At 65.3% G+C, this 12,758-nt stretch carries 11 protein-coding genes; 3 read left to right on the forward strand and 8 right to left on the reverse strand.

Features of this window, described 5'->3' with window-relative positions; all coding sequences use genetic code 11:
- Nucleotides 1-122: 122 nt before the first annotated feature.
- The 8 genes from A9J21_RS07550 to A9J21_RS07585 form a co-directional block, all read right to left on the reverse strand.
- The gene (locus tag A9J21_RS07550) at nt 123-2,306 is read right to left on the reverse strand and encodes a D-(-)-3-hydroxybutyrate oligomer hydrolase (protein WP_066733471.1); all 2,184 of its coding nucleotides are present in this window, start codon (nt 2,304-2,306) and stop codon (nt 123-125) included.
- 311 nt (nt 2,307-2,617) lie between these two features.
- Entirely contained in the window at nt 2,618-2,998 is a 381-nt protein-coding gene (gene crcB, locus A9J21_RS07555; RefSeq protein WP_066733474.1) for a fluoride efflux transporter CrcB, read from the reverse strand.
- Nucleotides 2,999-3,035: 37 nt separating this feature from the next.
- Nucleotides 3,036-3,530 carry a molybdopterin synthase catalytic subunit MoaE gene (gene moaE / locus A9J21_RS07560; protein ID WP_066733475.1) on the reverse strand — a complete coding sequence of 165 codons (495 nt, stop codon included), beginning with the start codon at nt 3,528-3,530 and terminating at the stop codon, nt 3,036-3,038.
- A 1-nt stretch (nt 3,531) separates the two neighbouring features.
- Entirely contained in the window at nt 3,532-3,789 is a 258-nt protein-coding gene (moaD, locus tag A9J21_RS07565) for a molybdopterin converting factor subunit 1 (protein ID WP_066733868.1), read from the reverse strand.
- 11 nt (nt 3,790-3,800) lie between these two features.
- The gene (gene glp / locus A9J21_RS07570) at nt 3,801-5,036 is read right to left on the reverse strand and encodes a gephyrin-like molybdotransferase Glp (RefSeq protein ID WP_066733476.1); all 1,236 of its coding nucleotides are present in this window, start codon (nt 5,034-5,036) and stop codon (nt 3,801-3,803) included.
- Nucleotides 5,037-5,179: 143 nt separating this feature from the next.
- Nucleotides 5,180-6,625 (reverse strand): threonine synthase, encoded by a 1,446-nt coding sequence (gene thrC / locus A9J21_RS07575; protein ID WP_066733477.1) that lies wholly within the window; start codon nt 6,623-6,625, stop codon nt 5,180-5,182.
- A gap of 33 nt (nt 6,626-6,658) precedes the next feature.
- Nucleotides 6,659-7,969 carry a homoserine dehydrogenase gene (locus A9J21_RS07580; RefSeq protein WP_066733479.1) on the reverse strand — a complete coding sequence of 437 codons (1,311 nt, stop codon included), beginning with the start codon at nt 7,967-7,969 and terminating at the stop codon, nt 6,659-6,661.
- A 52-nt stretch (nt 7,970-8,021) separates the two neighbouring features.
- Nucleotides 8,022-9,251, reverse strand: coding sequence for a pyridoxal phosphate-dependent aminotransferase (locus A9J21_RS07585; RefSeq protein ID WP_066733484.1), 1,230 nt, complete (start codon nt 9,249-9,251; stop codon nt 8,022-8,024).
- 316 nt (nt 9,252-9,567) lie between these two features.
- Here A9J21_RS07585 and A9J21_RS07590 point away from each other — a divergent pair, with 316 nt between their 5' ends.
- The 3 genes from A9J21_RS07590 to A9J21_RS07600 all read left to right on the forward strand — a co-directional run bounded on the left by A9J21_RS07590 (nt 9,568) and on the right by A9J21_RS07600 (nt 12,709).
- Complete coding sequence (locus tag A9J21_RS07590; protein ID WP_066733486.1) at nt 9,568-9,954, forward strand: Mth938-like domain-containing protein; 387 nt, start codon at nt 9,568-9,570, stop codon at nt 9,952-9,954.
- Nucleotides 9,955-10,163: 209 nt separating this feature from the next.
- A complete protein-coding gene (locus A9J21_RS07595) occupies nt 10,164-10,625 on the forward strand; it encodes a peroxiredoxin (protein ID WP_066733488.1) in 462 nt (153 codons plus the stop codon).
- 386 nt (nt 10,626-11,011) lie between these two features.
- A complete protein-coding gene (locus tag A9J21_RS07600) occupies nt 11,012-12,709 on the forward strand; it encodes a PhoH family protein (RefSeq protein WP_066733490.1) in 1,698 nt (565 codons plus the stop codon).
- Nucleotides 12,710-12,758 lie beyond the last annotated feature (49 nt).

A 12,758-nucleotide genomic window follows, 5' to 3' on the forward strand; every position in this document is an offset into this window, starting at 1 on the left:
GCCGGACACGTTACTCCCGAAAGATAGGGCTTTGCATTGACATTTCAAGACACCCGCCACACAACTTGTACAGACTGCAAGTGCATGGCGGGTTACCTGGCCTTCAGTGGGTTGCCGGGCGGCTAGTTCGGCACGTCGACGGTGGTACCACTCACCGAGATCTTGTCGCCTGCAGCCGGGGTGGCCGCGATCGGCGGCACATTAGACGGCAGGATCTGCGGGGCGATGATGTCCGTCAGGCCGCCCGCGCGCGGCGTGGTGCGCACCACCTGCGAGGGCGGCAGCGCCGTACCGCTCTTCAGGTTGGCGTAGACCGCATCCAGGGCCCGGTTCATGTAGACATGCATCGGAATGAACCGCGCGCCATAGCCGGCCACCAAATCGATGAAACCATCGAAGTGCTGTCCGTTCGTCACTTCGATATAGGACAGCTTGCTGGCATTGCCCTCCACCGACTTGTTCAGCCCCAGATACGGCCGTGACGTGTGATTGACCGGCAGCAACGCATCGCTGCGGCCATGCACGATCATCGCCGGCTTGCCGCGCAGGTCGCCGTTGCGATACGTCTGGGCAATACCCGTCATGAGGGCCGTGTTCCGGTTGTCGAGGAGATTGCGCAGGCACAGGGCGCCATCCAGGTTCGCATCGGCCACGCTGTTCGATTTCGATTTCGACACGAAGTCACGCGTGGCGCCGCCCGGCGAGTCGTCGTTCATGATCGTCACGCTCGTGGTCGGCGGTATGCCATTGCCCGTGGAGAACAGCCCGGCCAGCGAAATGGCCGGGATCGTGGCAGGCACCGATGTCGTCGGCGCGGGCGAGGCAAAGCTGTAGCTGCACAGCCGGTCGGTAACGCTGGCCCGCGAGTAGGAGTTTGCGTAAGTCACCGAGATCGAACTCGCCACCTCCAGCAGCGACAGACTGGTGTGCAGCTCATCCGATTCCGGTTCCCATCCCGCCGCGTGCATGGCGCCGAGCGCGGCATTGGCCTGGTCCGGGGTCGTGGCCCCCGCCAGCTTTCCTGCCGCCACCAGCGACGTACAGCGGTCGATGGTCTGTGACGGCAGCGATGGCAGCGTAGAAGAGCCGGAAACACGTGGCGCATTCGCCAGCGTGGCCACCTGCGCCGCACACAGCTGGAACAGGTTTGCCGTCGTCGTGTAGTCGTACAGCGACTTGCCCGACGCTGCCACCGCCGTGCCGCCGCGCCGCACCGTAATCACCGGGGCCGGCGGCATTTCCACGTTGGGCTCGCCCACCGCCACCCCGTCGATCAGCCCGTCCTCGTCCTGCTCCGCAGCGGCGATGGCCGCCCCGCCGCCGTTCGAGATGGCCGACGCGATGACCAGCACGTTGCTCTTCGTGAAGGTGATCTGGCGCAAACCATCCGTACCCAGCGTGCCGAAGCGGTCGTTCAGCGCAAACATGGCGAACTGGATGGCCTGCAGCGTGTTCCTGCCCCAGTCGGCTTCGGGGTTCTGCTGCGAATGGGCGTGCTTGAACGCAAGCCGGTGCGGGAAGGACGCGTTGAACGCTGCCAGCGAGACCCCGCCCGGCTGGGCCGCGAACTGGGCCAGCTTGCCTGCGGTGGTCCGGTCGGCGCGCGTGCCATCGATCAGCGGGACCGTGTCGGATTCAAGATCATGCGGCGCGGCCCCGGTGCCCTTGTCGGTATAGGCCACCGCGCAGCCGCGCTTGAGGCCCCACTCGCCCACCGCGATGCCGCCATAGACGCCGCGCGACCCCGACGACGTGGCGGAAATGATGCACGGGTTGGCACGGTCGAACGAATCTGGAATCTGAACCATCATCGTCACGTTCTTGAGCCCGGAGCCGTCATCGGCATAAGCGATGTATTCGGTACCTGGGACCTTGCCCTGGCTGGCCGTGACGTTGCCCTGCGAATCGACGTTCGGCCCGTACAGCGACCCGTAGCCGCCGGCGGCCTGGACGTCCACGATGGCCCGGTAATTGACGTAGATCGCATTGCGGCGCAGTTCCGCCGCCGTCGGCGCATTGGGATTGGCAAATACCGGCGCCGTACCCGCCAGCCCGTCCTTGCCCAGCCCTGCGGTGAGCAGGTCGTCGGAATTGCCGTCGTACGACTTGATCGAAATCGTGCCGACGATAAAGTCCGGACGCGTGTTCGGATTCGTCGCGGGAGGGGTGGTCCCGGTACCGCCGGACGAATCTCCGCCTCCGCAGGCCGAGATCAACAGGGTGGAAGCGGCCACCGCAACCGCGGTCTGCCGAAACTGGCGCCGCAATGGGAGGCTCGCAAGCCGCGAGGCATGGCGATGCTGCATGGGGATGTCTCCTTGTTATGAACGGAACTGGTGAGGCCGCGATAAGACAAGGACTGCTGGAAGGACTGCTGATTGCCGAACGGATTGCCGGATTCTTGTAAGCCACGGCGGGCCGGCAAGCGCCCGTAGCTGCACTTTCTAATGGTTGTGAAAGCAGACAGGCGAACCACCCGAGGTGCGTTGCACACCTCAATGCCCATGCGGGGAATAGTAGTCGGTCCAGCAGGGACCGACAGCAGCAAATGTATCGGGACTGTTACCTATGCCCCAGAACTGGGGTCCGGGAGGGAAATCCCGGCCCGTCCGACGCGTCAGGACAACGTGCGGTACGTCCAGATGCCCAGTGCGGTCAGCAGCAGCGAGCCGCCCAGGTGGGTTGCAAGGTGCGCCAGCGCCCAGCGGTAGTCGCCGGCCAGCAGGTTGCCGATCACCTCGCTGGAAAAGGTCGAGAACGTGGTCAGGCCGCCCAGGAAACCGGTCACGGCCAGCAGGCGCCACTCGGGCGGCAACGACGGGTGGGTGTCGAAGAACGCCACCGCCAGCCCAATCAGATAGCCGCCGACCAGGTTCGACGCCAACGTGCCATACGGCAGCGCCGGATTGACGGCATTCCACATCACGGAAAACGACCAGCGCAGCCACGCGCCCACGGCGGCGCCCACGCCTACCGCCACAAACCCCATCGGACCCATCGAGTCGACCCTTTCGTCCTTTCGAACTTTTTCGTACTTATTTGTTGTGTTTCGTGCCCACCGCTTCGGCGTTGAACGATTCGATGCCCCAGCGGCGCAGCGCCGCATCGTCGGAAACCCTCGCGTCAACCCAGCGCGCGCCCTCCGGTGTGGCTTCCTTCTTCCAGAACGGCGCCTCGGACTTCAGGTAATCCATGATGAACTCGCAGGCGGCAAAGGCATTGCCGCGATGCGCAGACGCCACCGCTACCAGCACGATCTGGTCCAGCGGTTGCAGCACCCCCACCCGATGCACGATCGTCACGCCCAGCAGTTCCCAGCGCTGGCACGCGGCAGCCTCGATCTGCGCCAACGCCTTCTCGGTCATGCCCGGATAGTGCTCAAGCTCCATGGTGCTGACGCGCGAGCCGTCGCTGACATCGCGCACGGTGCCGATAAAGCTGGCCACGGCACCCACGCCCGGGTTGCCGGCGCGCAGCGCAGCCACCTCGGCACCCAGGTCGAAATCTTCCAGCTGGACGCGCACCGTCATCTCAGCCTCCGGTCACGGGCGGGAAGAACGCCACTTCGCAGCCATCGGCCAGCGGTGTATCGGCGCGGGCCACGGCGTGATCCACCGCCATGCGCAGGGCCTTGCCTTCGGCCAGCGCCTCGGCCCACACGCCGCCGCGCGCGCGCAGCCAGCCGCGCAGATCGCCTACGGTACGTACGTCGGCGGGCACCTCGGCGCGCTCGGCGGCCTGGCCGACCTGCTCGCGCACACTGGCGAAATAACGAAGTTCAAGTTGCATCGGCATGAAGACTAGGCCAGCAGGCTGGCAAACGGAATGAACTGCACGGTGTCGCCGCGCACGATGGGCTGGTTGGGCGGATTGTCGATCAGGCCATCGCCCCAGACCGTGGACGTCAGCACGCCGGAACTCTGGTTCGGGAACAGGTCGAGGCCGCCGGCATCGTTCAGGCGCGCGCGCAGGAATTCGTTGCGGCGGTCGCCCTTCGGCAGATCGAAATCGGCGCGCATGGCAATGCGGCGCGGCGTCACGTCCGCCACACCCTGCAGGCGCAGCAGGAAAGGCCGCACGAACAGCAGGAACGTGACGAAGCTGGACACCGGATTGCCGGGCAGGCCGATGAAGAAGGTCGGCGCATCGGTACCGTTGGCGACCTGACCAAATGCCAGCGGCTTGCCGGGCTTGATGGCGATCTGCCAGAGGTCCAGCCGCCCCTCCGCGGTCACGGCCGGACGGATATGGTCTTCCTCGCCCACCGACACGCCGCCCGACGTGATGATCAGGTCGTTGCCTTCGGCGGCGCGGCGCAGCGTATCGCGCGTGGCGGCCAGCGTATCGGGCACGATGCCGAAGTCGGTCACCTCGCAGCCCAGGTTTTCCAGCAGGCCGCGCAGCGTGAACCGGTTCGAGTTGTAGATGGCGCCCGGCTTGAGCGGCTCGCCGGGCATCGCCAGTTCGTCGCCGGTAAAGAACACGGCCACGCGCACCCGGCGAATGACGTCCAGCCTGGCCTGCCCAACCGACGCGGCCAGTCCCAGCGCCTGCGGCGACAGGCGCGCGCCCACCGGCAGGATCTGGCTGCCGGCCTCGATATCCTCGCCCGCACGGCGGATCCACTCGCCCGACGCCGGTACGTGATTGACGATCACCGCATCGCCGTCGGCCTGGCACTGCTCCTGCATTACCACGGCGTCGGCCCCCGGCGGAATCAGCCCGCCCGTGAAGATCCGCGCGGCGGTACCCGGCGCCAGTTCGGACCCGACATGGCCGGCCGGGATGCGCTGCGACACCGGCAGGCGGGTGCCTTCGGCCGGCACATCGGCGGCGCGCATCGCGTAGCCGTCCATCGACGTGTTGTCGGCAGGCGGCACGCGCAGCGTACTGGTCACCGGTGCCGCCAGCACGCGGCCGTTGGCATCGAGCGTATCGACGGTTTCCGTTTCGGTGATGGGACGAGCGCCGGCCATCAGGGCATCCAGCGCCTGGGCCATCGTCAGCATCGGGGGACGCGCTGCGGATTGGGTCATGTAAGTCTTCGGGGTATGGGTTGGCCCCAGAAAGCAAAACAGCCCCCGGGAGAAATACCCGGGGGCCGTGGCAGCGGGGCCCGGCAAACCCGATTGTAGCGAGTTGGCGCCGGATCCACAGGTGTCCGGGGCAATACCCCTTATTACAGACCCGTGTGCTGCACGATGTACGCCTTGACCGTGTCGGTATCGGCCGGCATGACCTCGAAGCGCTGGGGCAGCTTCTCGATGCCGTCGAATGCCGACGGACGCTCGGGCTCGTGGCCCAGTGCCTCGCGGATCGTGTCCGCGAACTTGGCCGGCAGCGCGGTTTCCAGCACCACCATCGGCACACCGGCCGACAGATGCTCGCGCGCCACCTTCACGCCATCGGCGGTATGGGTGTCGATCGTCACGTCGTAGCGCTGCCTGACGTCGCGGATCGTCGCCACGCGGTCATCGTGCGTGCTGCGGCCCGAGACAAAGCCGAACTGGCGGATGCGGTCGAATTCCGGCGTGCCGGACAGGTCGAACCCGCCCTTGGTATCCACGTCGCGGAACAGCGCGGCCAGCTTGCCGCCGTCCTGGCCCAGCAGGTCGAAGATGAAGCGCTCGAAGTTCGACGCCTTCGAGATATCCATGCTCGGGCTCGACGTGTGGTACGTCTGCGCCGACGTGCGCACGCGGTACGTGCCGGTGCGGAAGAACTCGTCCAGTACGTCGTTTTCGTTGGTGGCCACCACCAGCTTGTCGATCGGCAGGCCCATCATGCGCGCGATATGGCCGGCGCAGACGTTGCCGAAGTTGCCCGACGGCACGCAGAACGACACCTTCTGGCCGGGGCCGTCGGTCGCCAGCAGCCAGCCCTTGAAGTAGTACACCACCTGGGCCACCACCCGCGCCCAGTTGATCGAGTTCACGGTGCCGATGCACTGGCGCGCCTTGAACGCGTGATCGTTCGACACGGCCTTGACGATGTCCTGCGCGTCGTCGAACACGCCTTCGATGGCGATGTTGAAGATGTTCGGGTCCTGCAGGCTGAACATCTGCGCGGTCTGGAACGCGCTCATCTTGCGGTGCGGGCTCAGCATGAACACGCGGATGCCTTCCTTGCCGCGCATCGCGTACTCGGCGGCGCTGCCGGTGTCACCCGAGGTCGCACCCAGGATATTGAGCTTCAGTCCGGCACGCTTGAGCGCGTACTCGAACAGGTTGCCCAGCAGCTGCATGGCCATGTCCTTGAAGGCCAGCGTCGGGCCGTTGGACAGCCCCAGCAGTTGCAGCTTCGTGCCGCCCTCTTCGCCCAGCGTGCGCAGCGGCGTGATATCGGCGGTGTTGTCGCCGGGGCGCGCGTTGCAGTACACCTCGGGCGTATAGGTCTTGCGCGTCAGCGCGCGCAGGTCCTCGGCCGGGATATCGTCACAGAAACGCGACAGCACCTCGAACGCCAGGTCGGCGTACGGCAGCTTGCGCCAGGCTTCGAGTTCGTCGGCCGTGACTTGCGGATACTGCTTCGGCAGGTACAGGCCGCCGTCCGGGGCCAGGCCCCCGAGCAGGATCTCGGAGAACGATTGCGGCATGTCATGGCCGCGCGTCGACTGGTATTTCATGGTAATTCGTCCAGTTTCGCTCAGTTCCGGGGCTTAGTTCAGTTCTTCCATGCGCAGGCGCGTGACCGGCGACAGCACGGTCTGCAGGCCTTCGATGCTGCGGATGGCCGCGTTGACATGCTTTTCGCGCGTCAGGTGCGTCAGGATGATGATGTCGGTCTGCGGCTCGCCCTCGCGCGATTCCTTCTGCAGCATCGCGTCGATGCTGATGCCGGCTTCGGCCAGGATGCGGGTGATCTCGGCCAGCACGCCAGTCTGGTCGGCCACGCGCATGCGCAGGTAGTACGAGCTGGTGACTTCGTCGATCGGCAGCACCGGCACGCTCGACAGTTCGTCCGGCTGGAACGCCAGGTGCGGCACGCGATGGTTCGGATCCGCGGTGTGCAGGCGGGTCACGTCAACCAGGTCGGCGATCACGGCCGACGCGGTCGGCTCGGCGCCGGCACCCTTGCCGTAGTACAGCGTGGCGCCCACGGCGTCGCCCTGCACCAGCACCGCGTTCATCGCGCCTTCCACATTGGCGATCAGGCGCGAGGCCGGCACCAGGGTCGGATGCACGCGCAGTTCCACGCCTTCGTCGCGGCGGCGCGTGATGCCCAGCAGCTTGATGCGGTAGCCCAGTTCCTCGGCGTACTTGATGTCGATGGCGGCCAGCTTGGTGATGCCTTCCACGTGGGCCTTGTCGAACTGCACCGGCATGCCGAACGCAATCGCGCTCATCAGCGTCACCTTGTGCGCGGCGTCGATCCCCTCGATATCGAAGGTCGGATCGGCTTCGGCATAGCCCAGCTGCTGCGCTTCCTTGAGCACGGCGCCAAAGTCCAGGCCCTTGTCGCGCATCTCGGACAGGATGAAGTTCGTGGTGCCGTTGATGATGCCGGCGATCCACTGGATGCGGTTGGCCGTCAGGCCTTCGCGCAGCGCCTTGATGATGGGGATGCCACCGGCCACGGCCGCCTCGAACGCCACGATCACGCCCTTCTTGCGGGCGGCTTCGAAGATCTCGTTGCCATGCACGGCCAGCAGCGCCTTGTTGGCGGTGACCACGTGCTTGCCGTTCTCGATGGCCTTGAGCACCAGTTCGCGCGCGATGCCATAGCCGCCGATCAGCTCGACGACGATGTCGATGTCCGGGCGCGTCACCACGTCGTTGGCGTCGCTGACCACGTCCACGGCACCCCCGGTCAGTTCGCGGGCGCGTTCGGTGTTGAGGTCGGCCACCACCGCAATCTCGATGCCGCGGCCTGCACGGCGGCGAATTTCCTCCTGATTGCGCTTGAGCACGTTGAACGTGCCGCTACCGACGGTACCGATGCCGAGAAGGCCGACTTTGATGGGATTCATGGACGTCTGACTCTGGGTTGCTTGATACGAAAATAGGGGGCGCCCCGGCGGCTCAGGCCGTGCCGTGACGTTTGCGATAGTTCTCAAGGAAGCGCGCCACACGGCTGATGGCCTCGCGCAGGTCTTCCTCGTGCGGCAGGAACACGATCCGGAAATGGTCCGGCGCATCCCAGTTGAACCCCGTGCCCTGCACCAGCAGCACCTTGGATTCCTGCAGCAGCTCGTAGATGAACTCCTGGTCGTCCTGGATCGGATACATCGACAGGTCGAGCTTCGGGAACAGGTACAACGCCGCCTTGGGCTTCACGCAGGTAATGCCGGGAATCTGCGTGATCAGCTCGTGGGCCAGGTCGCGCTGGCGGCGCAGGCGGCCGCCTTCGGCCACCAGGTCGTTGATGCTCTGGTAGCCGCCCAGCGCGGTCTGGATCGCCCACTGGCCCGGCACGTTGGCGCACAGGCGCATCGACGACAGCATGTTCAGGCCTTCGATATAGTCCTGCGCCGGGCGCTTGTCGCCCGACACCACCATCCAGCCGGCACGGTAGCCGCAGGAGCGGTAGTTCTTGGACAGGCCGTTGAAGGTCACGGTCAGCACATCGGTGGACAGCGAGCCGATCGACGTGTGCTCGTTGCCGTCGTACAGGACCTTGTCGTAGATCTCGTCGGCGAAGATGATCAGCCCGTGCTCGCGCGCGATGGTGACGATCGACTGCAGCAGCTCGTCCGAATACAGCGCACCGGTCGGGTTGTTCGGGTTGATGACGACGATGGCCCGGGTATTGGGCGTGATCTTGCGGCGGATGTCATCCAGGTCGGGCATCCACTCGTTGGCCTCGTCGCACACATAGTGGACGGGCGTGCCGCCGGACAGGCTCACCGCAGCCGTCCAGAGCGGATAGTCGGGCGCCGGCACCAGCACTTCGTCGCCGCTGTTCAGCAGCGCGTTCATCGACATCACGATCAGCTCGGACGCGCCGTTGCCCACGTAGATGTCGTCCAGCTCCACGCCCTGGATCTTCTTTTCCTGGGTGTAGTGCATGATCGCCTTGCGCGCGGCGAAGATACCCTTGGAATCGGAATAACCTGCCGAGTTCGGCAGGTTGCGCATCATGTCCTGCTGGATTTCCTCCGGCGCATCGAACCCGAACACGGCCAGGTTGCCAATGTTCAGCTTGATGATCTTGTGCCCCTCTTCCTCCATCTGCTTGGCCTTTTCCAGCACCGGGCCGCGGATGTCATAGCAAACGTTCTGGAGCTTGTTCGATTTCTGGATGGGTTTCACGGCGATGTCGGCGATGTCAGGGCAAGCTGCCGGTCTCTGCGGCAGCGGTCTTGGGAATCTTCTGGATTGTCCTGGACGTCTGGCGGCGCGCGTCGCTGGGCAGCAGTCGAGCGTGGCAGACCGGGAGGCAAAAGCTATAAGATATCGGATTATGACAGACTTCGGCATGGATTCTTGCATTGCAGCGCGCCTTTTGGGGCCCCGCACGCACGATCCTGCCACCAACCCGCCGCCCGCCCCTCCCGTGGCCGATCCGGCCGCCCATCCCAGCCCAGGGAGCGGCCTCCGGACACCCCGGGCGGCATGAGGCCCCCCCTTGAAACTCCACGCCGACCAACCCCAGAACCTGAACACCGTGACCGGTTACGGCCCCGGCTATGTCGAAATCAACGCGGTACGCCACGACCAGTCGGTACTGGTCATGCCCGAGGGCGAAGTCTCGCCCTGGCCGGTGAGCCGCTTCGAAGACCTCGAACCGGCGCACTTCGAGGCACTGCTGGACAGGAAGCCCGAAGTCGTGCTCCTGGGCACTGGCAATCGCCTGCGCTTCCCGCACCCGCGCCTGACTGCGGCGCTGTCCCGCCTGCATATCGGGGTCGACGCCATGGACCTGCAGGCTGCATGCCGCACCTACAATATCCTCATGGCCGAGGGCCGCAAGGTCGCGGCGGTGCTGCTGGTGGAGTCCGCCGCACAAGGCTGATCCGGCCGATTCCGGCAGATCCGGTTGCCGGGCAGGGCTGGGCAGCCCGGTCATGCACCACTTTTTTGCCGGGTTGAGCCGGCGTCACGCTTGAAGTCCGGCCGACTGCCCCAATCTGCACCCGCCATGGCGCAGGCCCAGGCGCACACACCAACAATGGGCCGCCAGCCGTCACCGATGATGCATCGCCATCCAGGAGAGCCACCAGCATGACCGTCAGTCTCAACCAGGCCGTTCCCGACTTCCAGGCCCCCGCTACCGGTGGGGATTTCCGTCTTGCCGACCACCGCGGCAAGACCCTGGTGCTGTACTTCTACCCGAAGGACAACACGCCGGGTTGCACCACCGAGGCCATGAACTTCCGTGACCAGCACGATGCCTTCGAGGCGGCCGGCGTGGCGGTCTTCGGCATTTCGCGCGACAGCCTGAAGTCGCACGAGAACTTCAAGGCCAAGCTGGAGCTGCCGTTCGAGCTGATCTCCGACGGGGACGAAGCCATCTGCAACATCTTCGATGTCATCAAGATGAAAAAGATGTATGGCAAGGAAGTGCGCGGCATCGAGCGCAGCACCTTCATCCTCGACGCCAAGGGCGTGCTGCGCCATGAAATGCGCGGCATCAAGGTGCCGAACCATGTGGACGAGGTGCTGGAGATCGTCAAGGGGATGTGAACCGGAACATCCTCGGCGTGGCAACCCGTACGCCGCATGGCCCGATGACAGTTGCGCAATCGCGACGAGAATTTGACCGATTGCAAAAGCGAAAACCTTCGGGTAGATTGGGCCTCAATGCGTTCCGATCACAGTTGCCACGCTGCAGTAACGTCCCGGCCCGACAGGCACAGTCCCAGGGCTGGTAGCGGACCTGCCGCGTCGCGGGACCGCAGAGAAGCCGCCACCCCTGTACTCCAGGCCTGGCGGCTTTTTTGTTTCCTGTTCCGTTTCACCCTCGTCCGCCACTCCGGTTTTCCCGATTTCTGCAGTTCCCCGGTTGTACGCCCGGCTTTACGCCCGCGTTTTCTTCGCCCCCGTTTGCTCCCCTGAAAGGAAAGCCAAGCATGCCGCTGCCTACCATGCCCGCCAAGCCTGCCCAACTGCTGGACCCGAGCGAGTTCGCTCCGGTGACACTGCCCAAGGCCAAAGCCGCGCAGGGTAAAAAACCCGTGCCGGTCCTCGAGCGCGTGGCACTGCTCGAGACCGGCGACACCGAGGCGCCCGCCACCCGTGCACGCGCCGGCAGCACAACCCGGGCCAAGACCGCCGACGCCCCGGCGCCGGTCGCCACCCCGACGGCAGCGCCGTCCGTCAGCCTGGTCAAGCCGGCTGCCGGCCCCACGCGCCGCACGCGCAAGACCGCAGGCCCCAGCAAGCTGTTCGTGCTCGACACCAACGTGCTGATGCATGACCCGAGCTCGCTGTTCCGCTTCGAGGAACACGACATCTATCTGCCGATGATGACGCTCGAGGAACTGGACAACCACAAGAAGGGCATGAGCGAAGTTGCGCGCAACGCGCGCACGGTCAGCCGCACACTGGACCAGCTCGTGGGCGGCACCGACGGCGTACTCGACGAAGGCCTGCCGCTGGCCAAGCTCGGCAACCGCGACGCCGCCGGCAAGCTGTTCTTCCAGACCCGCCTGAACGATATCAAGCTGCCGGAAGGCCTGCCGCAGGGCAAGGCCGACAACCAGATCCTGGGCGTGGTCAGCGCGCTGCAGCAACAATATCCGGAGCGCCAGGTGGTGCTGGTGTCGAAAGACATCAACATGCGCATCAAGGCCCGCGCGCTGGGCCTGCCTGCCGAGGACTATTTCAATGACCAGGTCCTGGAAGACAAGGACCTGCTCTACTCGGGCGTGATGCAGCTGCCCAACGATTTCTGGGCCAGGCACGGCAAGGGCGTGGAAAGCTGGCAGGACCCGAAATCGGGCACGATGTTCTATCGCCTGACCGGCCCGCTGGTGCCGTCGTTCCTGGTCAACCAGTTCGTCTACCTGGAACCGATGGACGGCAGCCTGCCGCTGTACGCCCAGGTCAAGGAAATCAACGGCAAGACCGCCCTGCTGCAGACGCTGCGGGACTACACCCACAACAAGAACAACGTGTGGAGCGTGGTGGCCCGCAACCGCGAGCAGAACTTCGCGCTGAACCTGCTGATGAGCCCCGATGTCGACTTCGTGACGCTGCTGGGCCAGGCCGGCACCGGCAAGACGCTGCTGGCGCTGGCGTCGGGCCTGGAACAGGTGCTGGACCAGAAGCTCTACAACGAAATCATCGTCACGCGTGCCACCGTGCCCGTGGGCGAGGACATCGGCTTCCTGCCGGGTACCGAGGAAGAGAAGATGCAGCCCTGGATGGGCGCCTTCGACGACAACCTCGAAGTGCTGCAGAAGAGCGACGACAGCGCCGGCGAATGGGGCCGCGCGGCCACGCAGGAGCTGATCCGCTCGCGCATCAAGGTCAAGAGCATGAACTTCATGCGCGGCCGTACCTTCGTCAACAAGTTCGTGATCATCGATGAAGCGCAGAACCTGACGCCGAAGCAGATGAAGACCCTGGTCACCCGGGCGGGCCCCGGCACCAAGATCGTCTGCCTGGGCAATATCGCGCAGATCGATACCCCGTACCTGACCGAAGGCTCGTCCGGCCTGACCTACGTGGTGGACCGCTTCAAGGGCTGGAGCCACAGCGGCCACGTGACCCTGGCCCGTGGCGAACGCTCGCGACTGGCCGACCACGCGGCGGACGTGCTGTAGCGCGGCAGTCACTGCAACCCTGGCAGTTCCACGGGCTGGCCTGTTCCAT

It is taken from the genome of Cupriavidus sp. D384, assembly GCF_001652915.1.
Lineage (GTDB): Bacteria > Pseudomonadota > Gammaproteobacteria > Burkholderiales > Burkholderiaceae > Cupriavidus.

Coding starts and splice junctions, on each gene's coding strand:
- A9J21_RS07550 (WP_066733471.1), bottom strand. CDS start 2,306: ATGCAGCATCGCCATGCCTCGCGGCTTGCGAGCCTCCCATTGCGGCGC.
- crcB (WP_066733474.1), bottom strand. CDS start 2,998: ATGGGTCCGATGGGGTTTGTGGCGGTAGGCGTGGGCGCCGCCGTGGGC.
- moaE (WP_066733475.1), bottom strand. CDS start 3,530: ATGACGGTGCGCGTCCAGCTGGAAGATTTCGACCTGGGTGCCGAGGTG.
- moaD (WP_066733868.1), bottom strand. CDS start 3,789: ATGCAACTTGAACTTCGTTATTTCGCCAGTGTGCGCGAGCAGGTCGGC.
- glp (WP_066733476.1), bottom strand. CDS start 5,036: ATGACCCAATCCGCAGCGCGTCCCCCGATGCTGACGATGGCCCAGGCG.
- thrC (WP_066733477.1), bottom strand. CDS start 6,625: ATGAAATACCAGTCGACGCGCGGCCATGACATGCCGCAATCGTTCTCC.
- A9J21_RS07580 (WP_066733479.1), bottom strand. CDS start 7,969: ATGAATCCCATCAAAGTCGGCCTTCTCGGCATCGGTACCGTCGGTAGC.
- A9J21_RS07595 (WP_066733488.1), top strand. CDS start 10,164: ATGACCGTCAGTCTCAACCAGGCCGTTCCCGACTTCCAGGCCCCCGCT.
- A9J21_RS07600 (WP_066733490.1), top strand. CDS start 11,012: ATGCCGCTGCCTACCATGCCCGCCAAGCCTGCCCAACTGCTGGACCCG.